General features: G+C 60.3%; 20 protein-coding genes. 9 read left to right on the top strand and 11 right to left on the bottom strand.

Annotated features, from left to right (window positions below; translation table 11 throughout):
* Window positions 1-5: 5 nt before the first annotated feature.
* Genes DK871_RS14190 through DK871_RS14180 form a run of 3 tightly spaced genes read left to right on the top strand, consistent with a single transcriptional unit; the run spans window position 6 to window position 2,329 of the window.
* Complete coding sequence (locus tag DK871_RS14190; RefSeq protein ID WP_003194539.1) at window positions 6-434, top strand: DUF350 domain-containing protein; 429 nt, start codon at window positions 6-8, stop codon at window positions 432-434.
* An 18-nt stretch (window positions 435-452) separates the two neighbouring features.
* Entirely contained in the window at window positions 453-1,160 is a 708-nt protein-coding gene (locus tag DK871_RS14185) for a DUF1190 domain-containing protein (RefSeq protein WP_161905472.1), read from the top strand.
* An 11-nt stretch (window positions 1,161-1,171) separates the two neighbouring features.
* Window positions 1,172-2,329 (top strand): glutathionylspermidine synthase family protein, encoded by a 1,158-nt coding sequence (locus DK871_RS14180; RefSeq protein WP_161905471.1) that lies wholly within the window; start codon window positions 1,172-1,174, stop codon window positions 2,327-2,329.
* A 95-nt stretch (window positions 2,330-2,424) separates the two neighbouring features.
* Here DK871_RS14180 and ycaC read toward each other — a convergent pair whose 3' ends face one another.
* Window positions 2,425-3,057, bottom strand: a complete 633-nt coding sequence (gene ycaC, locus DK871_RS14175) for an isochorismate family cysteine hydrolase YcaC (protein ID WP_003194533.1) — start codon at window positions 3,055-3,057, stop codon at window positions 2,425-2,427.
* 505 nt (window positions 3,058-3,562) lie between these two features.
* Between ycaC and DK871_RS14170 the strand changes: the two genes are divergently transcribed.
* The gene (locus DK871_RS14170; RefSeq protein WP_003194531.1) at window positions 3,563-3,799 is read left to right on the top strand and encodes a hypothetical protein; all 237 of its coding nucleotides are present in this window, start codon (window positions 3,563-3,565) and stop codon (window positions 3,797-3,799) included.
* Between the two features lie 430 nt (window positions 3,800-4,229).
* On the opposite strand, the gene DK871_RS14165 is transcribed toward DK871_RS14170, so the two are convergent.
* The 9 genes from DK871_RS14165 to DK871_RS14125 all read right to left on the bottom strand — a co-directional run bounded on the left by DK871_RS14165 (window position 4,230) and on the right by DK871_RS14125 (window position 13,642).
* Window positions 4,230-5,000 (bottom strand): helix-turn-helix transcriptional regulator, encoded by a 771-nt coding sequence (locus DK871_RS14165; RefSeq protein WP_161905470.1) that lies wholly within the window; start codon window positions 4,998-5,000, stop codon window positions 4,230-4,232.
* A gap of 212 nt (window positions 5,001-5,212) precedes the next feature.
* The gene (gene ppa, locus DK871_RS14160) at window positions 5,213-5,740 is read right to left on the bottom strand and encodes an inorganic diphosphatase (RefSeq protein ID WP_003176323.1); all 528 of its coding nucleotides are present in this window, start codon (window positions 5,738-5,740) and stop codon (window positions 5,213-5,215) included.
* A gap of 109 nt (window positions 5,741-5,849) precedes the next feature.
* Entirely contained in the window at window positions 5,850-6,665 is an 816-nt protein-coding gene (locus tag DK871_RS14155) for a zinc-dependent peptidase (RefSeq protein WP_161905469.1), read from the bottom strand.
* A 6-nt stretch (window positions 6,666-6,671) separates the two neighbouring features.
* Complete coding sequence (locus DK871_RS14150) at window positions 6,672-7,328, bottom strand: DedA family protein (RefSeq protein ID WP_003194521.1); 657 nt, start codon at window positions 7,326-7,328, stop codon at window positions 6,672-6,674.
* 321 nt (window positions 7,329-7,649) lie between these two features.
* The gene (locus DK871_RS14145; RefSeq protein WP_003194520.1) at window positions 7,650-8,108 is read right to left on the bottom strand and encodes an N-acetyltransferase; all 459 of its coding nucleotides are present in this window, start codon (window positions 8,106-8,108) and stop codon (window positions 7,650-7,652) included.
* A gap of 88 nt (window positions 8,109-8,196) precedes the next feature.
* A complete protein-coding gene (gene eutC / locus DK871_RS14140; RefSeq protein ID WP_161905468.1) occupies window positions 8,197-9,033 on the bottom strand; it encodes an ethanolamine ammonia-lyase subunit EutC in 837 nt (278 codons plus the stop codon).
* On the bottom strand, window positions 9,030-10,424 hold the full coding sequence (locus DK871_RS14135) for an ethanolamine ammonia-lyase subunit EutB (RefSeq protein WP_161905467.1): 1,395 nt from the start codon (window positions 10,422-10,424) through the stop codon (window positions 9,030-9,032). Before DK871_RS14135 ends, eutC begins: the two co-directional genes overlap by 4 nt.
* 63 nt (window positions 10,425-10,487) lie before the next feature.
* On the bottom strand, window positions 10,488-11,921 hold the full coding sequence (eat, locus tag DK871_RS14130; protein WP_161905466.1) for an ethanolamine permease: 1,434 nt from the start codon (window positions 11,919-11,921) through the stop codon (window positions 10,488-10,490).
* 200 nt (window positions 11,922-12,121) lie between these two features.
* Window positions 12,122-13,642, bottom strand: a complete 1,521-nt coding sequence (locus tag DK871_RS14125; RefSeq protein ID WP_005791797.1) for an aldehyde dehydrogenase family protein — start codon at window positions 13,640-13,642, stop codon at window positions 12,122-12,124.
* A gap of 272 nt (window positions 13,643-13,914) precedes the next feature.
* Between DK871_RS14125 and DK871_RS14120 the strand changes: the two genes are divergently transcribed.
* Window positions 13,915-15,825: a sigma-54-dependent Fis family transcriptional regulator gene (locus DK871_RS14120; protein WP_161905465.1), complete on the top strand. Its 1,911-nt coding sequence runs from the start codon at window positions 13,915-13,917 to the stop codon at window positions 15,823-15,825.
* 315 nt (window positions 15,826-16,140) lie between these two features.
* Here the strand turns inward: DK871_RS14120 and DK871_RS29140 are convergent, their stop codons facing one another.
* Window positions 16,141-16,458 carry a hypothetical protein gene (locus DK871_RS29140; RefSeq protein ID WP_161905464.1) on the bottom strand — a complete coding sequence of 106 codons (318 nt, stop codon included), beginning with the start codon at window positions 16,456-16,458 and terminating at the stop codon, window positions 16,141-16,143.
* An 82-nt stretch (window positions 16,459-16,540) separates the two neighbouring features.
* Between DK871_RS29140 and DK871_RS29135 the strand changes: the two genes are divergently transcribed.
* The 4 genes from DK871_RS29135 (at window position 16,541) to DK871_RS14095 (ending at window position 19,559) form a co-directional block, all read left to right on the top strand.
* On the top strand, window positions 16,541-17,197 hold the full coding sequence (locus DK871_RS29135) for a hypothetical protein (protein WP_256677467.1): 657 nt from the start codon (window positions 16,541-16,543) through the stop codon (window positions 17,195-17,197).
* A gap of 109 nt (window positions 17,198-17,306) precedes the next feature.
* Window positions 17,307-18,656, top strand: coding sequence for a UDP-N-acetylmuramate:L-alanyl-gamma-D-glutamyl-meso-diaminopimelate ligase (mpl, locus tag DK871_RS14105; protein ID WP_161905463.1), 1,350 nt, complete (start codon window positions 17,307-17,309; stop codon window positions 18,654-18,656).
* The gene (ubiX, locus tag DK871_RS14100; protein WP_032895136.1) at window positions 18,653-19,282 is read left to right on the top strand and encodes a flavin prenyltransferase UbiX; all 630 of its coding nucleotides are present in this window, start codon (window positions 18,653-18,655) and stop codon (window positions 19,280-19,282) included. Before mpl ends, ubiX begins: the two co-directional genes overlap by 4 nt.
* Window positions 19,275-19,559, top strand: coding sequence for a YceK/YidQ family lipoprotein (locus tag DK871_RS14095; protein WP_161905462.1), 285 nt, complete (start codon window positions 19,275-19,277; stop codon window positions 19,557-19,559). The genes ubiX and DK871_RS14095 overlap by 8 nt, the downstream gene beginning before the upstream one ends.
* Window positions 19,560-19,869: the final 310 nt, after the last annotated feature.

The following is a 19,869-nucleotide window of genomic DNA, read 5'->3' as shown; positions in this document are numbered from 1 at the left end:
CGTCCATGCTAGAAGCACTCTCCATCTCCCTCAACAAAGCCGCCGTGCTCGGCTTTGTCCTCTACATCCTGGGGGCTGCGGTACTGTTCGCGCTGTTCCAGTTCATCTACACCCGCATCACCCCGCACAAGGAGTTCGAATTGATCCGTGCGGGCAACACCTCCGCAGCGGTCGCCTTGGGCGGTGCCATTGTCGGTTTCGCCATTCCGGCCAGCAACGTGATTGCCTACTCGATCAACGTTCTCGACTTCATCGTCTGGGCCGTGATCGCCGCCGTCGTCCAACTGCTGGCGTTCCTGCTGACCAGCCTGGTGCTCAAAGGCACGTCCGAGCGCATCAAGAAGGGCGAACTGGCGGCCGGTATCTACGTGGCCGCGGTGGCCATCAGCGTCGGCATGCTGAATGCCGCGTGCATGACGCCCACCTCGAACTGATTGCCCACGGAGCTCCCGATGAAACGAAGCAAGTACGTCCAGCTGTCGCTGGCAGCGTCGGTCGCCATGGCGATATCCGGCTGTGGCCCAACGGAAAAAACCTACGACCTGCAAAAGAAGTACAACTTCCAATCGGTACAGCAATGCGCCGATGAAAAGCTCCCGGTGGACGTCTGCTCGGACGCCTACATGACGGCCATGGCTGAGCATCGCCGCATAGCGCCGGTGTATGACAGCCAGGCCGATTGCGACGCCGACTTTGTCGCTGACTGGTGCCAGCAAGACTCCACCGGCAAATTCATCCCGCGCTTGGGCGGTTTCGAACTGACCGCCGAAGGCCAGGTGACCCAATCCCAAGTCGACGCTGCCAATGCGCAAGCGGCCAACGCTCAGGCCAGCGGCGGCTCAGGCTTCTCTACCAGCAGCCTGCTGACCGGCTTGCTGATCGGCAACATGCTGAGCAACAACCGCAACAGCTACCGTTCGGAACCGGTGTACCGCTATCGCGATGATCGCGGCAACTACGGTAACTCGACGCTCAACCAACGCGTGTCCAACGGGGCGACCTTTGGCCGTTCCAACCAAGCCCGCTACGGCAGCAGCAATTACACCAGCACGCTGCGCTCTTCCACCCAGTCGAGTTCCGTTTCATCGGCCACCTCCCGCGGCGGCTTCGGCAGCAAAGCCAGCGCACGCAGCGGCTGGGGCGGCGGGTCGAGCAGCTAAGGAAACCGGCCATGAAGAAGATCCAATGCGCAGAGCGTCATGACTGGAAACATACCGCCGAGAGCCTCGGCTTCCTGTTCCATACCATCGACGGCGAACCCTACTGGGACGAAAGCGCGTACTACCAGTTCACGCTCAAGCAAATCGAGCGCGACCTCGAAGACCCGACCACCGAGCTCCATGACATGTGCATGGACCTCGTCGCCCGCGTGGTCCACAGCGAAGAACTGCTTGAACGCCTGAGCATCCCCGCGCCGTTCTACGACATGATCCGCACCTCATGGCTCGAAGGCCACCCGCACCTGTACGGGCGCATGGACTTCTCCTACAACGGCAGCGGGCCCGCCAAGTTGCTGGAGCTCAACTACGACACCCCCACCAGCCTCTACGAAGCAGCCGCGTTTCAGTGGGGCTGGCTGGAACAATGCATCGAACGCGGCCTGCTGCCCAAGCACGCCGACCAGTTCAATAGCATCGACACCAAACTGCACCAGGCCTTCGCCCAACTGCAGGTCAACCAGCCGTTCTACTTCGCTTCGATGAAAGACTCGGTCGAAGACAAAGGCACCACCGACTACCTGCGCCTGGTCGCCGAAAAGGTCGGCATCGAATCGCGGCACATCGACATCGAAGACATCGGCCTGACCAGCGAGGGCCGCTTCGTCGACCTTGAAGATCGCTGGATCCCCCACCTGTTCAAACTGCACGCCTGGGAGTTCATCTTCCACGAACCCTTTGGTGCCGCGATTGCCCAGAGCGACACACAGTTCTTCGAGCCCGCGTGGAAATCCATTATTTCCAACAAAGGCATCCTGCCGCTGCTGTGGGAATTCAACAAAGGCCACCCCAACCTGCTCGCGTCCCACCTGGATACCGACCCAGGTAAAGCCGTGCCCAAGGGCTGGGTGCGCAAACCGTTCTTCTCCCGGGAAGGCGCCAACATCGAACTGCAAACCGCCGACGGCCTGATCGTAAAAGAAGACGGCCCCTACACGGATGCGCCCTTCATCCTTCAAGAGTTCGCACCGCTGCCAAAATTTGGTGACAGCTACACGCTGATCGGCTCTTGGGTCATTGGCGACCAGGCCGCCGGCATCGGCGTGCGCGAGGACAATAGTTTGATCACCAAGGACTCGAGCCGGTTTCTGCCGCACTTGATCTTGGATTAAGGAAATCTGACGGGGTCCTGATTTAGGCTGAACAGAACCATTCGCCCATAAAAAAGCCTGCGCTTAAAGGCAGGCTTTTGTGATGCTCGGCTGGTTTACTTCTGATGAGCTGTCAGCGCCGCATACCCATTCATCAAATTGCGATAGTTAGGAATCCGCTGGGACAACAAATTCCCCAGCCCTTCGATATCGTTGCGCCAGTCGCGGTGCAACTCACACGCCACCGAGAACCAGTTCATCAACTGCGCACCGGCCTGCGTCATCCGGCTCCACGCCGCCTGCTGCACGGTGGTATTGAACGTGCCCGACGCATCCGTCACCACAAACACCTCAAAGCCTTCTGCCAGCGCCGACAAGGTCGGGAACGCCACACACACATCCGTCACCACACCGGCAATGATGATCTGCTTACGCCCGGTGGCCTTGATCGCCTTGACGAAATCCTCGTTGTCCCAGGCGTTGATCTGACCAGGGCGAGCGATATATGGCGCGTCCGGGAACATCTCCTTCAGTTCTGGAACCAGCGGGCCGTTAGGGCCTTGCTCGAAACTGGTGGTGAGGATGGTCGGCAAGTTGAAGAACTTGGCCAGGTCAGCCAGGGCCAGCACGTTGTTCTTGAACTCGTTGGGGGAGAAATCCTGCACCAGGGAGATCAGGCCGGTCTGGTGGTCGACCAGCAGAACAATGGCGTCGTCTTTGTTCAAGCGGTTGTAGGTTGGAGCGCTCATGGTTGAATCCTTTTTTGTTTAGGTTGGTTGGGCGTTGCGTTCAACATGGGCACAGATTAATGGGTGGGTGATGAGGGATAAATCGGGTGGGATGAGTCTTACTGTCAACTTAAAGCGGACAATGGTTAGCGCCCGATTTATGGCCTCCGGGTTGCTGTGCAGAACAGGAGTGAATTGCCTGATTTTGAGTAGCCAGCAGGTCCGATCCCTTTCCTTTGCAGGACGTTTCCGAGAGAATCCCAACCGCTTGCGCCAGTGGAATTGGGTGACTAGGCTGCTGACCGTCACTGCTAATTCAGTGATCGGGTTTAGTCGCCCGGATTCGATTGGCGCATAAGCAACTCATGAGTCAGGCACCCCATCGCCTGCATCTTATGGTGGCTGTGCGCAGGGCACCTTCGGGTGCGCCGGGTTCCAATCGACCGGTCGACTAACCTGCGCACAGCTGCCACCTTTCGTTTAGTCGCGTAAATGGCAGCTTCAAATTATCGATTGGAGTTTTGCTATGGATAACGTTGTTTCGGATTCGCCGTCGTCAGGCGCAACCAACCCATTCACGGTCAATGAAGAACTGAGCTTCGAGGATGCCTGGGTGCAGGTGGCTGAGTTGCTGCATTGTGCGCTGGCTACGTCGCAAGTGATCGGCGAGTCAGTGGCTGCGCCGCAAAGGGCGGTGATGCATTTGGTGGAGATGGCGAAGATGGTGGCGGATAGGGCGGTGGAGTGTTTGCAGCCCAGGTGAGGTGACATTGGCATTGAGTCAGCAAGGTGCTGATTCAATGCCGCACTGGCTGCCTGCTCATTTACCGCATTCATGTCGCTATCTGGCATCTTTGGCGACACGTTTTACCTTCATGTCGTTATTGGCGACATATCAACACATCCTCTTATCATTTGAGCAGCGGCCTGTTGCCCAACTTCGCTTGTCGCCAGCACGGCGCGCGACGGTGTATTGCGTGTTCAGCAGACATTAAAAAGCCGGCTTGTGGCCGGCTTTTCGGGGACTGCCTCAGCTTGTTTTTGACAAACCTCACCAGCCTTCAAATCGCTCAGCCCACATTGCGTCAGGCTGAATAGTAGGGGCATCCGCGGGAACTCCTCCGCTTCGCCAGCAGGGAATCAGCTAAAAGCGACCCCTGCCAAATGTGCGGCGCATGATACCCACATTCACTTCAGTTGCCCACCTCCGGTTCCGACTTAGAGCCTTCCCAGCCCAGCAAGTGTTCATCCAGGGGCACCGGTGGGCGGCGGTTGTTGAGGGTGGACCACCAGAATACCCAGCCGACGATCTTGAAGCTTTGTTCGAAGCGTTCCTCGTGGTTGAGGTATTCGTCCGGGTGTTCGCTGGCGTTGTGGCTGCGCATGCGCAGGCCGCCGCCAGGGCGGTTGTAGAGGTATTTGATGCGCAGCATGCCGTCGTGTTCGACGGCGTAGATTTCGCCATCGATGATTTGGGTGCGGCCTCGGTCGATGGCGAGGCTGGCGCCTTGTTGGATGATGTCGATCATGCTGTTGTCGACCATGTAGGCGCCTACGGCGCGGTCGGGGTTTACGTTGAGTGTTTCCAGGCTGTGCAGGGAGACGCGGATGCGTTCGGTTGAGGTGAAGGTGGGGTGGAGAGGGATCTCCACGTCGGTTTTTTCCGGGCGGCAGGCGGGGCCTGTGAGGTATTTGCCTGTGTCTTCGCGGGCGGTTGCAATCCTTGCGGTGGGGCCTTCCAACAGGTAGTTGGCGGGTGGGTGTTTGGGGCCTTTGCCGTCGCTTAACCAGCGACTTGAGACGCACAGCAACTCTGCGATCTCGTTGAGTCGGCCCATGGGGACGCCGCGTTTGAACCAGTTGTTCACGTGCTGAGGCGTGACGCCGCGGTTCTTGGCGAAGTCGGAGGCGGAAAGATGAACTTCCCGTAGTAGCGCTTTTAAACGATCACCTGATGTATTCATAAACGCAGAGTTTACTGGCCGGAAAGTCTAATCAAATAAACCATGCGTTGATTTGCAGTTGTAGGATTTGGCTTAGTTGTGGCTGGATCTTTCAGGTATGCAACTTAGTTAAACGTCTCAAATAAACATTGAACTTGATGTTTAATCCGCCCCATAAAAAAGCCCCGAATTAACGGGGCTCTTTTATTTGCCGTGGCAATGAGGCGCGGGTATCAGCCTTTGTAGGCGGCAACCGACTTCATGATCTCGGCGCGGGCGGCGTCTGCGTTGCCCCAACCGTCGATCTTCACCCATTTACCTTTTTCGAGGTCTTTGTAGTTCTCGAAGAAGTGCTTGATCTGTTCCAGCAGCAGTGGCGGCAGGTCGGTGTATTCTTTCACGTCCACGTACAGCTGCGACAGCTTGTCGTGTGGCACTGCGATGACTTTGGCATCGCCGCCGCCGTCGTCGGTCATGTTCAGGATGCCAACTGGGCGCGCACGGATAACCGAGCCTGGGGTGACCGGGTAAGGGGTCACCACCAGCACGTCGAGGGGGTCACCGTCGTCAGCCAGGGTGTTAGGGATAAAACCGTAGTTGGCCGGGTAGAACATCGGGGTGGCCATGAAACGGTCAACGAACAGGCAGTCGCTGTCTTTGTCGATTTCGTATTTGATCGGCGCGTGGTTGGCCGGAATTTCGATGGCGACGTAGATGTCGTTCGGCAGGTCTTTGCCAGCCGGAATCTTGCTGTAGCTCATTGGGCGTTGCCCCCGTTAGTTGGCCATAGGACATGGCCGGATTGGCCTAAAAGTGGCGGCGATTATAGGCATATTCTGACGCCGATGCCATGCGCCAAGCGTCGTACGGTCATTCGCCCTGTGGCGAGTAGCGCGGGTCGCAGGCTTGCAGTTGAGTCAGGCGGGCCAGGGGATCCTGGCGATAAAAGCGGCTGAGTTGGGCGTACACCTGTGGATAACTATTGGCCAGTAAATCCGGGGCGCTGAAGAAATATTCACTGGTGACGGCAAAGAATTCCGCCGGGTTTTCCGCAGCGTAGGGGTCTAACTCGGTCTCGGCGTCCGGGTTGGCGTCCAATTGGCGGTTGAGGTCATCGAAGGCGCCTTGCATGATGCTGGCCCAGTCTTGCACGCGCATGTCGTGGTGCAGGGGCGGCAGGCCGTTGGCGTCGCCGTTGAGCATGTCCAGCTTGTGCGCCAGTTCGTGGATGACCAGGTTGTAGCCTTCCCATTGGCCGCTGGCGAGCACGCCGGGCCAGGCGAGGATCACCGGGCCTTGTTGCCAGGCTTCGCCGCTGTGTTCGCCGTCCCACTCGTGTTCGACGCCGCTGGCATCGCGATGGCGTTGCGGGCTGAGGAAGTCGTCGGGGTACAGCACGATCTCATGAAAGCCTTGGTACCAGTCGAGGTCGCCCAGGTTCATCAGCGGCAATTGCGCCTGGGCGGCGAGCAGCAGGCGTTGTTCCTGGTGCAGTTCGACGCCGGGCAGGGCGGTGAGGTGTTTTTCGCTGAGGAACACCACGCAGGCTTCGCGCAGCCACTGGTCTTGCTCCGGCGTAATGCCGTCAAGGAAGGTCAGGTGGTGGCGCACCCGTTGCCAGGTGTCATCGGCAATCGGGTGCTTGGCCAGCAGGCGCCGGCGACGCCAGGCGCTGAAGGACCACACGGGCGGTCAGTGTGGGTTGGCTTCGGAGGACGTGCGGCCAAAGCGGCTGCGCACTACGCCAATAATCATCGGCACCAGGGACAGCAGGATGATGAACACCACCAGCAGCGACAGGTTCTTCTTGATAAAAGGCACGTTGCCGAAGAAGTAACCCAAGGTCACCAGGCCGCCGACCCACAGGATGGTGCCCAGTACGCTGAAGCCGAAGAAGCGCGGATACGGCATCTTGGCCACGCCGGCGACGAACGGCGCGAAGGTACGCAGGATCGGCAGGAAGCGCGCCAGGGTCACGGTCTTGCCGCCGTGCTTGTCGTAGAAGTCGTGGGTTTTTTGCAGGTAGTCGCGGCGGAAGATTTTCGAGTTCGGGTTGCTGAACAAGCGCTCGCCCGCCGTTCGTCCGATCACATAGTTGGTGCTGTCGCCGAGGATGGCCGCCAGCATCAGCAGGCCGGCCAGCAAGACAGGGTCCATACCGCCGCCGGCCGCTACGGCACCGGCGATAAACAGCAAGGAGTCGCCCGGCAGGAAGGGCATGACCACCAGGCCGGTTTCGCAAAAAATCACCAGGAACAGAATGGCGTAGATCCACGGACCGTAATTGGTTACCAGCATGTCGAGGTAGACGTCGAGATGCAGGATAAGGTCGAGCGGGTTGAAATCCATGGATGGCACCTGTGTGAATAGCCCGACTCAGCGGGCTTGTGCGGAAGCTCAGGTAATAAGGCTACAAGTAACTGTCGCGGTTCTTACAACCCTGAAAGGTCGGCATTATACGGATTGAGAGGTGAAAAGCGTGTGGCTTTTGTAGCGGGGAGTGTCGCGAAATTGTGAAGGGGTTGGGCTTCAAGCCCGTCGCCGGACCCAATGTGGGAGCTGGCTTGCCTGCGATAGCGGTGGGTCAGTATGAGAAGTGCTCGCTGACACTCCGCCATCGCAGGCAAGCCAGCTCCCACAAGGATATTGCGGTGTTTGGCTTACCGGTTTTCAGTCTTCGTTGATCGGCAACACGTAGTTTTTGAATTCGGTGTCTTCGCGAAACCCAATCGACTCATAGGTCTTCTGCGCCACCTCGTTATCGCTGCTGGTCGATACCCGCAACCGCACCGCGTGGGTGTCCTTGGCCATTTTCTTGGCCGTGCGCATCAGGTTGTCCGCCACCAGTTGCCGGCGTGCGTCCTCGGCCACATAGATGTCGTTGAGGATCCACACCCGCTTGAGCGACAGCGAAGAAAAACTCGGGTACAGCTGGCAAAAGCCCAGCAGCCGCTTGTCGTCATCGTCAGCCAGGGCCAGGTAGATCACCGACTCCTTGCGCCGCAGGCGCTTTTCCAGAAAAGCCCGTGACGAGTCCGGGAACGGCAAGGCCCCGTAGAACTCGCGGTATTTGACGAACAACGGGGTCAACAGGTCCAGGTGTTCCAGGGTCGCTTGAGTAATCCGCATGCCAGGCCTCAACTTCCAAATGGGTATGACCACACGAGCGGCCGTGACTCGATGCTGCCTAATGACGCCAAAAAGCGCAATCGTACCGCTATCGGTCATCCGCCGGGCTGAGCAGGAAATTGCCTTTCATCAGGTCCGGGTCGTCCGATTCGAGGGTCTGAACCTGTGCCTCATCCTTGAGATTAACCCCCGACAACTGCCGGCGACACGCCTCTCGCATCAAGTACAGCAAGCGATGGGCCGCCATGCCATAACTTAAGCCCTCCAGCCGCACATTGGAGATGCAGTTGCGATAGGCATCGGTGAGGCCGACCTTGGGGTTGTAGGTGAAATACAGGCCCAGGCTGTCCGGCGAGCTGAGCCCCGGCCGTTCGCCGATCAGGATCACCACCATCTTGGCGCCCAGTAGCTGCCCGATTTCATCGGCTACCGCCACGCGGCCTTGCTCCACCAGAATCACCGGTGACAAGGACCAGCCTTCGGCGTGGGTCTGTTCTTCCAGGCGCGCCAGAAATGGCGCTGTGTGTTTATGCACCGCCAGTGCCGACAGGCCATCGGCTACCACGATGGCCAAGTCCACCCCATCGGGCTGGGCCGAGGCGTAGTCGCGCAGCGTCTGAGCCGACTCATCGCTCAAGCGTCGCCCCAGGTCCGGGCGTTGCAGGTACATGTGCCGGTCTGTGGCGGCGCTGTGCAGCAACAGGCTGTCTCGGCCACGTTCGGCCAATTGGCGGCTGAGGCCGGTGTGATCGAACGGCAAATGCACCGCGTCCCGCGCCTGGGCGTGGGCAAACTGGAAGTCCAGTTGGGCGTTGGTGGGAAGGCTGGTACCGGTGCGGCCCAGGGCAATACGCGCCGGGGTGAGGCGGCGCAGTTCCAGCCACGGGTTGTCAGGCAATTCTGGTTGCACAGTCGGCTCCTTCATCCCAATTGCGCCAAGGCGTGGCGGAAGGCCGGTGGCAGGCTGTTGCCAAAATGCACCTTGCCATCAGCCTGCGTGAAGATGCCCATTTTCGCCAGCCACTGCTCGAACTCCGGCGCCGGTTTTAAACCCAATGTTTGCCGGGCGTACAGGGCGTCATGGAACGAGGTGGTCTGATAGTTGAGCATGATGTCATCGGAGCCGGGGATGCCCATGATGAAGTTGATGCCGGCCACGCCGAGCAGGGTCAGCAGGGTGTCCATGTCGTCCTGGTCGGCTTCGGCGTGATTGGTGTAGCAGATGTCGCACCCCATGGGCACGCCGAGCAGCTTGCCGCAGAAGTGGTCTTCAAGGCCCGCGCGGATAATCTGCTTGCCGTTGTACAGGTACTCCGGGCCGATAAAACCGACCACGGTGTTCACCAGAAACGGCTTGAAGTGCCGCGCCACGGCGTAGGCACGGGTTTCACAGGTTTGCTGGTCGACGCCAAAGTGCGCATTGGCCGACAAGGCGCTGCCCTGGCCGGTTTCGAAGTACATCAGGTTCTGGCCCAGGGTGCCGCGCTTGAGGCTCAAGCCCGCGTCATAACCTTCCTGCAGCACGTTCAGGTTGATCCCGAAACTGGCATTGGCCGCTTCGGTACCGGCAATCGACTGAAACACCAGGTCCAGGGGGACGCCGCGGTTGATCGCTTCGATGGAGGTGGTGACGTGGGTCAGCACGCAGGCCTGGGTGGGGATTTCGTAGCGCTGGATGATCGCGTCGAGCATCTCCAGCATGGCGCAGATCGAGGCGATGCTGTCGGTGGCCGGGTTGATGCCGATCATGGCGTCGCCGTTGCCGTACAGCAGGCCGTCGAGAATGCTCGCGGCGATGCCGGCCGGTTCGTCGGTGGGGTGGTTGGGCTGCAAGCGGGTGGACAAGCGCCCACGCAGGCCCAGAGTGCCGCGAAATTGGGTGACCACGCGGATCTTTTGCGCCACCAGCACCAGGTCTTGCACGCGCATGATCTTGGACACGGCCGCGGCCATTTCCGGTGTCAGCCCTGGCGCCAAGGCGCGTAGGGCATGTTCATCGGCCGCGTCGCTGAGCAGCCAGTCGCGCAGGCCGCCGACGGTGAGGTGGCTGACCGCTGCAAACGCCTGTTTATCGTGGGTGTCGATGATCAGCCGGGTGACTTCATCGCTTTCATAAGGAATCAATGCTTCCTGCAGGAAGTGCTTGAGCGGGATATTTGCCAGCGCCATCTGCGCCGCCACACGCTCACCGTCATTCTGCGCGGCGACACCGGCGAGGAAGTCCCCGGAGCGTGCCGGGCTGGCCTTGGCCATCACGTCCTTGAGGCTGTCGAAGCGGTAGGTTTGAGCACCCACCGCGTGGGAAAAGCTTGCCATACAGTGTCTCCTTGATGACGCGGGCCTGCTGTGTGCAAGGCGCCGCGTCGAGGTTTTCGGCAGTTAGTGCAAGGCGGCCTCTGCGGCCTGGATCGCCGCGAATTCCTCTTCCGGCGTGCCTGCTACCAAGTGATGCCGGCTGTAGAAAGCAAAGTAAGCAATTAATACTCCATAGATGATCGCCGCGCCAATCACCACGCGCGGGTCCACCAGAAAGCCCGCCACCACGGCCACGCAGGCCAGCACCAGCGCCACACCCGAGGTGAAGATGCCACCGGGCGTGCGGTATGGCCGCTCCATTTTAGGGCGACGGATGCGCAGGGTGATGTGGGCGGCCATCATCAACACGTAGGAAATCGTGGCGCCAAACACCGCCACCAGAATCAACAAGTCACCCTGGCCGGTCAGCGACAGGCCAAAGCCGATAATCCCAGGGATCACCAGGGCCAATACCGGCGCCTTGCTCTTGTTGGTCTCGGACAATTTGCGCGGCAGGTAACCGGCACGGGACAAGGCAAAGATCTGCCGCGAATAGGCATAGATAATCGAGAAAAAGCTCGCGATCAAACCCGCCAGCCCGACCAGGTTGACGAAGCCGCCCATCCAGGTGGAACCGCCGTAGGATAAGGCCAGCGCTTCAACCAGGGGGTTGCCGGATTTGATCAGCGCGTAAGTCCCCGCACCGCCCGGCGCGATCACCAGGATCAACAGGGCAAAACTGGTCAGCACCACAATCGCGCCAATCAGCCCGCGCGGCAGGTCGCGCTTGGGGTTCTTGGTTTCTTCAGCGGCCAGCGGCACGCCTTCCACCGCCAGGAAAAACCAGATGGCATAAGGGATCGCGGCCCACACGCCGACGTAGCCGAACGGCAGGAAGCTGCTGGCGCCCTTGGCCTCGGTCACGGGTATATCGAGCAGGTTGGCGACGTTGAAGTGCGGCACCATCGACACCAGGAACACGCCGAGGGCGATCGCGGCGACGGCGGTGATCACAAACATCAGCTTCAAGGCTTCACCCACACCAAAAATGTGGATGCCGATAAAGATGATGTAGAACGCCAGGTAAATCATCCAGCCGCCAATGCCGAACAGCGACTCACAATAGGCGCCGATAAACACCGCGATGGCGGCGGGCGCGATGGCGTATTCGATAAGGATGGCAGTGCCGGTGAGGAACCCGCCCCAGGGGCCGAAGGCGCTGCGGGCAAAACCGTAGCCACCGCCAGCCGTGGGGATCATGGAAGACAACTCGGCCAGGGAAAAGCACATGCACAGGTACATGGTGGCCATCAGCAAAGTAGCGAGGAACATGCCGCCCCAACCGCCCTGGGCTAGGCCGAAGTTCCAGCCGGCGTAGTCTCCGGAAATAACATAGGCGACGCCCAGGCCAACCAGTAGTACCCAGCCGGCGGCGCCTTTTTTCAGTTCGCGTTGTTGAAAGTAATCGGTGCCGACTTTTTCGAAGTCGACAGAAGAACCAGTGGGTTCGCTAGGCATGGGAAGTACCTTCCATTCTTATTGTTTTTGACTCGGCGTCTATGTGCCGAACGAGGTAGCAATTGCTTGTGATATCAAGTGTGGGAGCTGGCTTGCCTGCGATAGCGGCCTGTCAGTTACCCCTTGTTTGGCTGATACACGCCGGTAATGTAGGAGCGAGCAAGCTCGCTCCTACAGTGACGGTTGTTGCCTCGGTGGGGTTAGAAAAAGCCCAGCGGATTAATGTCGTAGCTCACCAGCAAGTTCTTGGTCTGCTGGTAGTGATCCAACATCATCTTGTGGGTTTCACGGCCCACACCAGACTTCTTGTAACCGCCAAACGCGGCATGCGCCGGGTACAGGTGGTAGCAGTTGGTCCACACGCGGCCAGCCTTGATGGCCCGGCCCATGCGGTAGGCGCGGTTGATGTCGCGGGTCCACAGGCCTGCGCCCAGGCCGAACTCGGTGTCATTGGCAATCGCCAGGGCTTCGGCTTCGTCCTTGAAGGTGGTGATGCTCACCACCGGGCCGAAGATTTCTTCCTGGAACACACGCATGTCGTTGGTGCCCTTGAGCAGGGTCGGCTGGATGTAATAGCCGGTGGCCAGGTCGCCCGTGAGCTTCTCGACCTTGCCGCCCGTAAGCAATTGCGCGCCTTCACCCTTGGCGATTTCCAGGTAGGACAGGATCTTGTCGAACTGCTGCTCGGACGCCTGGGCGCCGACCATGGTGTCGGTGTCCAGCGGGTCGCCACGCTTGATCGATTCGACCTTCTTCATCACCACTTTCATGAAGTCGTCGTAGATCGACTCTTCCACTAGTGCACGGGAAGGGCAGGTGCACACTTCGCCCTGGTTGAAGAACGCCAGCACCAGGCCTTCGGCGGCTTTTTCGATGAATGCAGGTTCCGCTTTCATGATGTCGGCGAAGAAGATGTTCGGCGACTTGCCGCCCAGCTCGACCGTGGACGGAATGATGTTCTCCGCCGCCGCATGCATGATGTGCGAGCCCACAGGCGTTGAGCCGGTAAAGGCGATCTTGGCAATGCGCTTGCTGGTGGCGAGGGCTTCGCCGGCTTCCTTGCCAAAACCGTGCACCACGTTCAGCACGCCTGGCGGCAGCAGGTCGCCGATCAGTTCCATCAGCACGCTGATGCCCAGCGGCGTTTGCTCGGCGGGCTTGAGCACCACGCAGTTACCGGCGGCCAGGGCTGGCGCGAGTTTCCACGCGGCCATCAGCAGCGGGAAGTTCCACGGGATGATCTGGCCGACCACGCCCAGCGGTTCGTGGAAGTGGTAGGCGGCGGTGAGTTCGTTGATTTCGGCGCTGCTGCCTTCCTGGGCGCGGATGCAGCCGGCGAAGTAGCGGAAGTGGTCGGCGGCCAGGGGGATGTCGGCGTTGAGGGTTTCACGCACGGCCTTGCCGTTGTCCCAGGTTTCGGTGATGGCCAGCAGTTCGAGGTTTTGCTCGATGCGGTCGGCGATTTTCAGCAGCACCAGCGAACGGTCCTGGGCCGAGGTTTTGCCCCAGGCGTCCGCGGCGGCGTGGGCGGCGTCCAGCGCCTTGTCGATGTCTTTGGCGGTAGAACGCGGGAAGTCGGCAATCGGCTTGCCGTTGACCGGCGAGGTGTTGGAGAAGTAGTTGCCATCGACTGGCGCCACGAATTCGCCGCCGATGTAGTTGCCGTATTTGGCCTTGAACGAAACGATGGCGCCTTCAGTACCGGGGTGTGCATAACGCATGGTGAGCATCTCCTGCTTTTATGTTTATTGGAGTACAGCGCGGCAAGCGCGTTATAAAGCGTAGAGCAAAGGTTGGGCCACTGCTGTGCGGGCCAGCAAAATCAATGGGTTGGGCTTTGTCGCAAGGCGGTGCCGTGACAGGTGTGGTACAGGCGTGGTGACAGTTTGTGCCATAAGCGGTACAGCCTGTGACCGGTGGGTCGGGCCGGGATTGCAAAGGCCCAATGGCTGGGGGATGCTGGGCGTTCTCACGCAGGGAGAATAATAAGAACATGCATAACGATCATTTCAGCCGCCATGCCCAGCAAGTCCTGACCGTCACCCGGGGCCAAGAGCTTTCCCAGGGGCCTGGCAGCGACCCGTCCATCGCCCGCTCCTGGCTGCGCTGTGTGGAGGACTACCACCTCGACCCGGCGCTGACCATCGCGCCCACCGTGCTCGAACACGGGCGCCTGCTGGAAAGTCGCGAACGCCTGCGCCAAGTGCTGCACATCGCTGGCAGTGAGATGAACAGCCTGCATCAACAGCTTTCCGGCGCCGGGCATGCAGTGCTGCTCACCGATGCGCGTGGGGTGATCCTCAACTGTGTCACCGCGCCGTCGGAGCGCAAGATCTTCGAGCGCGCTGGCTTATGGCTGGGCGCTGACTGGAGCGAAGCCTGCGAAGGCACCAACGGCATCGGCACCTGCCTGGTGGAACGGCAGTCGTTGACGATCCACCGTGACGAACACTTTCGCGGCCGCCATACCGGGCTGACCTGTTCGGCCAGCCCGGTGTTCGACCCTCATGGTGAATTGCTGGCGGTGCTGGATGTGTCTTCGGCCCGCGAAGCCGTGTCGCGCCAGAGCCAGTTCCACACCATGGCGTTGGTGAACCTGTCGGCCAAGATGATCGAAAGTTGCTATTTCCTGCGTCACTTCGAACATCACTGGCTGTTGCGTTTTCACCTGCAGGCCGAGTCGGTAGGGTTGTTCAGCGAGGGCTTGCTGGCGTTCGATGGCGAAGGGCGCATTTGTGCGGTCAACCAGAGCGCCCTGAACCTGTTGGGGCAGTTGCGCGGCGGTTTGGTGGGCCAGCCGGTGGAAGCGTTTTTCGACTGTTCCCTGGACCAGTTGCTGGGGCGGGCCAGCGCGAACGCCACGGCCAGTTGGCCGCTGCGCACCCGCGAGGGTCGGTCTCTGTTTGCAGCGCTGCGAGGCCAGCCGCGCAGTGCGCCGGCCCCTATCTTCAAGCCGCAGGCGCTACGGCCTTTGGGTATCTGCCTGGGCGACCCGGCGTTGCAAAATGAGCTGCGCAAGGCCTCGCGAGTGTTTGAGCGCGACGTGCCCTTGCTGATCAACGGTGAAACCGGCTGTGGTAAAGAAGCCTTCGCCAAGGCCGTTCATCAATCCAGCCAGCGGGGTGACAAGGCCTTTGTCGCACTGAACTGTGCGGCGATTCCAGAAAACCTGATCGAGAGCGAATTGTTTGGCTATCGCGCCGGCAGTTTCACCGGCGCCCTTAAAGAAGGTATGCGCGGCAAGCTGCAACAGGCCGATGGCGGCACGCTGTTTCTCGATGAAATCGGCGACATGCCCCTGGCGCTGCAAACCCGCCTGTTAAGGGTGCTGGAAGACCGCCTGGTGGTGCCTATCGGTGGTGAACCCCAAGCCGTGAACGTGCGCATCATCAGCGCCACGCACCGCAATTTGCTGGAGCGTGTGGCCGATGGCAGCTTTCGCGAAGACCTGTATTACCGCCTGAACGGCTTGGAAGTGGCGCTGCCGCCGTTGCGCGAACGCACTGACAAGTCGCAACTGTTGGACTTCCTCCTGGCGCAAGAGGCGGGCACCGAGCAGGTGGTGCTGGACGAGCCTGCGCGCCAAGCCTTGCTAACATTCCAATGGCCGGGAAACCTGCGGCAGTTGCGTACGGTGTTGCGCACAGTAGTGGCGCTTTGTGAGGGCGGGCGAGTCGGGCTTGAGGACTTGCCGGCGCTGATTCGACAGGTGCGGCCCCAGGGGGAGAGGGTGGATGCGCCGTGCGCCTCGCCGCTGGAGAGCGCCGAGCGCCAGGCATTACTCGATGCGTTGGCGCAGCAGCGCTGGCATATGAGCCATGTGGCTGAACAGTTGGGCGTCAGTCGCAATACGCTGTACCGCAAGTTACGCAAACATGGGATTTCACGTGAGGTTATGCATTAGGGGCGCGACAGTTGTCGGAATAACTCAGTTATTGCGGACTGCTCGTTTTTCGTCCCACGTGATTTAAGGTTTTTTATCGCTCTACGCACTCACGTCGTCCCGGAACGTGGCGCGTTGTTTTAAGCACTGATGGAATAAGGGCAAAGCGTTGCTTGCCCTTAATCACAGTCGTTTGAAACTACTAGAGTGACAACACATGAATATTACAAGTCCAATAACTACTCTTGTGCCACAACTCCCTGTTCAACATAACGTTACGTCTATGCCTCAACCGCAACCTTCGGCAATGGATTGGGATGAGCCGGTTGATCAGGCTCAGCCAGAGCACGGCACGCAGCCGTCTGCGCAGGATGAAGGGCAAACGCCGAAGGTGCGCAACAAGCGTTGGGCGCCTTTCGGGCGGTCGATCTCACTGCCGCGAATTCCCCGGCCCACTCCGGCCCCCACGCCATCGGTCAGGGTGCCATCCCCTCCACCCGCGCCATCGACCCGGGTACCGCCTGCCCCGGGCAGCACCATCGCCACCAGGTTCCAGACCGTGCTTGGCGGCAAAAAACCGACGACACCCCCAGACAGCCCTGTTACCAGCCCGACCGCAGGCAGCTCAACCTCGTCAGTCGCAAACAGGTTCAAGTCAGTGCTGGGTAAAGACCCTCATGCACCCACCAGTAGTGGGCCTGTGACGGTAAAACCGGTGGATCCTCCGACAGTCAGTATGGCCGATGTCACCCAGCGTCTTCTGGATGCCGACAGGTTGGTCAAGGCGGGCGTTATTTCCACCTCGCCCTCGACCGGCAAGATGATCAAGGATGCGTTCATCACCGCAGGCGTCAATGGCATGGTCAGTGCGCCGATCAATGTGGGGGCATATGCCGGGTCCGTGGCCGCGGGGGAGGCGATCAAGGGCCAGTATGTGCCGGGGACATTGCCACCACCGCACTTGCCCGGCGTTGCAAAGCCCGAGCCCGCCTCGCAAGCAGATGCCCCATCCACAGCGGATGTTCCAGCGCCTTCGACTACCCCCCATCTGGACCGGGTAGAGAAGGTAGTGGTGCAGTTTGCCAACGTGTTGTACACGCTGGCGGCGGGAAAAGACGATGAAAGGTTTGCCATGAACGACTCCTGGCCCAAGGAGCGCGGGGCTCGGTTGAGTAACCTTGAGCGGATAATGAGCGTTTCAGAGACGCACATGAAGCAAGTGGCGCCGGAGAATGGCGTCAATTTCGAGCCTTATGTAGAGCCGCAAACATCCCCCGGCACCGGCGGTCGTTTAGGCTTGATCGAGCGCCGTTATCGCGCCCTGGAAGAAGTGGCTGACAGAATCATTACGCTGAAAGAGGCTGAAGCCAAAAAAGCCGAGGCCACCGTTTAAGGCAAACCTTTTGCCCGCTGGATCCTGCCGGCGGGCGTTTCGCGCTCAGCTAAAGCGTGCGAACTTTCCCACCCTACGCTAACCTGCCTCGATGTTTACGAGGTCGACTATGCACATTCATATTCTGGGTATCTGCGGTACGTTCATGGGTTCGATGGCGGTTCTGGCCAAAGAGCTGGGCCATCACGTCACGGGCTCCGATGCCAACGTATATCCGCCCATGAGCACGCAGCTACAGGCGCAAGGTATCGAGCTGACCCAAGGCTACGACCCTTCGCAATTCGACCCGGTGCCGGACCTGGTCGTCATCGGCAACGCCATGTCGCGCGGCAACCCGGCGGTGGAATACGTACTGAACAAAGGCTTGCCTTACGTCTCCGGCCCCCAGTGGCTGGCCGACCATGTGCTGCAAGGCCGTTGGGTCCTGGCAGTGGCGGGTACCCACGGCAAGACCACCACCAGCAGCATGCTGGCCTGGGTGCTGGAGCATGCGGGCATGAGCCCGGGTTTTCTGATTGGCGGTGTGCCGCAGAACTTCTCGGTGTCGGCGCGCCTGGGTGAGACACCGTTTTTTGTGATCGAGGCCGATGAGTACGACAGCGCCTTTTTCGACAAGCGCTCCAAGTTCGTCCACTACCGCCCGCGCACGGCGATCCTGAATAACCTTGAGTTCGATCACGCAGATATCTTCCCCGATCTGCCGGCGATCGAGCGGCAGTTCCACCATTTGGTGCGCACCATTCCCAGCGAAGGCCTGGTCATTCATCCCACCACCGAGCCTGCGTTGCAACGTGTGATTGACATGGGCTGCTGGACCCCGGTGCAAACTACCGGCGCGGGCGGGCAGTGGCAGGCCAGGTTGCTCAGCGACGACGGCTCGCGGTTTGAAGTGCTGTTCGAAGGCCAGGCCCAAGGCATCGTCGACTGGGGCATGACTGGCCAGCACAACGTGGCCAACGCCTTGGTGAGCCTGGCTGCCGCTCGGCATGTCGGCGTGGTGCCGGCCATGGGCATCGCCGCCTTGAGCGCGTTCAAGAGTGTGAAGCGGCGCATGGAGAAAGTCGCCGACGTGAATGGGATTACCATTTACGACGACTTTGCCCACCACCCAACCGCAATTGCCACCACCCTCGATGGCCTGCGCAAGCGTGTTGGCGATGCGCAGATCATCGCGATCGTCGAGCCGCGCTCCAACTCCATGAAACTGGGCGCGCACCGTGATGGCCTGCCCGAAAGCGTCAACGATGCCGACCAGGTGGTGTGGTATGCGCCAGCCAACCTCGGCTGGGATTTGCCGGGCATTGCTGCGCTGTGCACCATACCTTCGACAGTTTGCGATTCGCTGGAAGGCATCATTGAGCAGGTGAAGGCCTTGGCCCAGCCCGGCACCCACGTGGTGGTCATGAGCAACGGCGGCTTCGGCGGCCTGCACGGCAAGCTGGCCGAGGCACTGAAATGAGCGGGCCGGAGCGCATTACCCTGGCGATGACCGGCGCATCCGGTGCGCCCTACGGCCTGCGCCTGCTCGATTGCCTGGTGCGTGAAGACCGTGAAGTGCATTTTCTGATCTCCAAGGCGGCGCAGTTGGTGCTGGCGACCGAGACTGATGTCGCGCTGCCTTCCAAAGTGCAGATGATGCAGGCGTTCCTCACCGAGTACACCGGTGCGGCGGCGGGGCAGATCAAGGTCTACGGCAAAGAGGACTGGATGTCGCCGGTGGCCTCAGGCTCCGGTGCGCCAGCGGCCATGGTGGTGGTGCCATGCTCCACCGGTACCTTGTCGGCGATTGCCACGGGCGCCTGCAATAACCTGATCGAACGGGCGGCAGACGTGACCCTGAAGGAGCGCCGCCAATTGATTCTGGTGCCGCGCGAAGCGCCGTATTCGAGCATTCACCTGGAGCACATGCTCAAGTTGTCGAACATGGGCGTGACTATTCTGCCCGCGTCGCCTGGCTTCTATCACCAGCCGCAGACCATCGATGACTTGGTGGACTTTGTGGTGGCGCGCATTCTCAACCTGTTGAACATTCCCCAGGACATGCTGCCTCGTTGGGGTGAGCACCACCTGGGCGGCGATGAATAAAGCGCTGCTGCTCGTGATGGCGCTGCAACTTACCGGCTGCGCCACGGCGCGTACGCTGGATGCGGCGCAACCGGGCGCACCGGTGGTGTATGCCGGCACGCGCCTGGACCTGTATGCGATCAATGGTGGCTGCTGCGCCAAGGACCGCTTTGGTGCCGAGGCCCCGAGCTATCCCCATCTCGACCTGCCGGCCAGTGCGTTGCTCGATACCTTGTTGTTGCCACTGTCGGTGTTGACGGTGTTGGGGGTTGGCTTCAACGCCACGGGCGGGCTGTAGAGAGTGGCTGTCTGGGCCGGCCCCCGGCGGCCAGCGCATATCTATCTGATGCCCCGCGATCCAAATGTGGGAGCTGGCTTGCCTGCGAAGGCGGCCTGGCAGTCAACACAGTTGGATTGTGTACATATCCATTGCTGCGGTAACGGCCACTTAGGGTTCCGCCCTGACGGCGGCTCACTTTTGAGAAGCGCAAAAGTAAGCAAAACGCTCTTGCCCCACCACTCGGCACCTCGCTTGGGCTCGGTGTGCCCGTAATTCGCCAGTGATTTGGGGGGGCGCCGCCACGCGCCATCCATGGCGCGGGGCGGCT

Source organism: Pseudomonas sp. L13 (genome assembly GCF_009935965.1).
GTDB lineage: Bacteria > Pseudomonadota > Gammaproteobacteria > Pseudomonadales > Pseudomonadaceae > Aquipseudomonas > Aquipseudomonas lactis.
Note: the sequence above shows the minus strand (reverse complement) of the source record. Positions and strands in the feature narration are given on the sequence as shown.

Bases quoted from the DNA above. Each gene is read 5' to 3' on its own strand.
- DK871_RS14190 (WP_003194539.1), top strand. From the start codon at position 6: ATGCTAGAAGCACTCTCCATCTCCCTCAACAAAGCCGCCGTGCTCGGC.
- DK871_RS14185 (WP_161905472.1), top strand. From the start codon at position 453: ATGAAACGAAGCAAGTACGTCCAGCTGTCGCTGGCAGCGTCGGTCGCC.
- DK871_RS14180 (WP_161905471.1), top strand. From the start codon at position 1,172: ATGAAGAAGATCCAATGCGCAGAGCGTCATGACTGGAAACATACCGCC.
- ycaC (WP_003194533.1), bottom strand. From the start codon at position 3,057: ATGAGCGCTCCAACCTACAACCGCTTGAACAAAGACGACGCCATTGTT.
- DK871_RS14170 (WP_003194531.1), top strand. From the start codon at position 3,563: ATGGATAACGTTGTTTCGGATTCGCCGTCGTCAGGCGCAACCAACCCA.
- DK871_RS14165 (WP_161905470.1), bottom strand. From the start codon at position 5,000: ATGAATACATCAGGTGATCGTTTAAAAGCGCTACTACGGGAAGTTCAT.
- ppa (WP_003176323.1), bottom strand. From the start codon at position 5,740: ATGAGCTACAGCAAGATTCCGGCTGGCAAAGACCTGCCGAACGACATC.
- DK871_RS14150 (WP_003194521.1), bottom strand. From the start codon at position 7,328: ATGGATTTCAACCCGCTCGACCTTATCCTGCATCTCGACGTCTACCTC.
- DK871_RS14145 (WP_003194520.1), bottom strand. From the start codon at position 8,108: ATGCGGATTACTCAAGCGACCCTGGAACACCTGGACCTGTTGACCCCG.
- eutC (WP_161905468.1), bottom strand. From the start codon at position 9,033: ATGAAGGAGCCGACTGTGCAACCAGAATTGCCTGACAACCCGTGGCTG.
- DK871_RS14135 (WP_161905467.1), bottom strand. From the start codon at position 10,424: ATGGCAAGCTTTTCCCACGCGGTGGGTGCTCAAACCTACCGCTTCGAC.
- eat (WP_161905466.1), bottom strand. From the start codon at position 11,921: ATGCCTAGCGAACCCACTGGTTCTTCTGTCGACTTCGAAAAAGTCGGC.
- DK871_RS14125 (WP_005791797.1), bottom strand. From the start codon at position 13,642: ATGCGTTATGCACACCCCGGTACTGAAGGCGCCATCGTTTCGTTCAAG.
- DK871_RS14120 (WP_161905465.1), top strand. From the start codon at position 13,915: ATGCATAACGATCATTTCAGCCGCCATGCCCAGCAAGTCCTGACCGTC.
- DK871_RS29135 (WP_256677467.1), top strand. From the start codon at position 16,541: ATGGCCGATGTCACCCAGCGTCTTCTGGATGCCGACAGGTTGGTCAAG.
- mpl (WP_161905463.1), top strand. From the start codon at position 17,307: ATGCACATTCATATTCTGGGTATCTGCGGTACGTTCATGGGTTCGATG.
- ubiX (WP_032895136.1), top strand. From the start codon at position 18,653: ATGAGCGGGCCGGAGCGCATTACCCTGGCGATGACCGGCGCATCCGGT.
- DK871_RS14095 (WP_161905462.1), top strand. From the start codon at position 19,275: ATGAATAAAGCGCTGCTGCTCGTGATGGCGCTGCAACTTACCGGCTGC.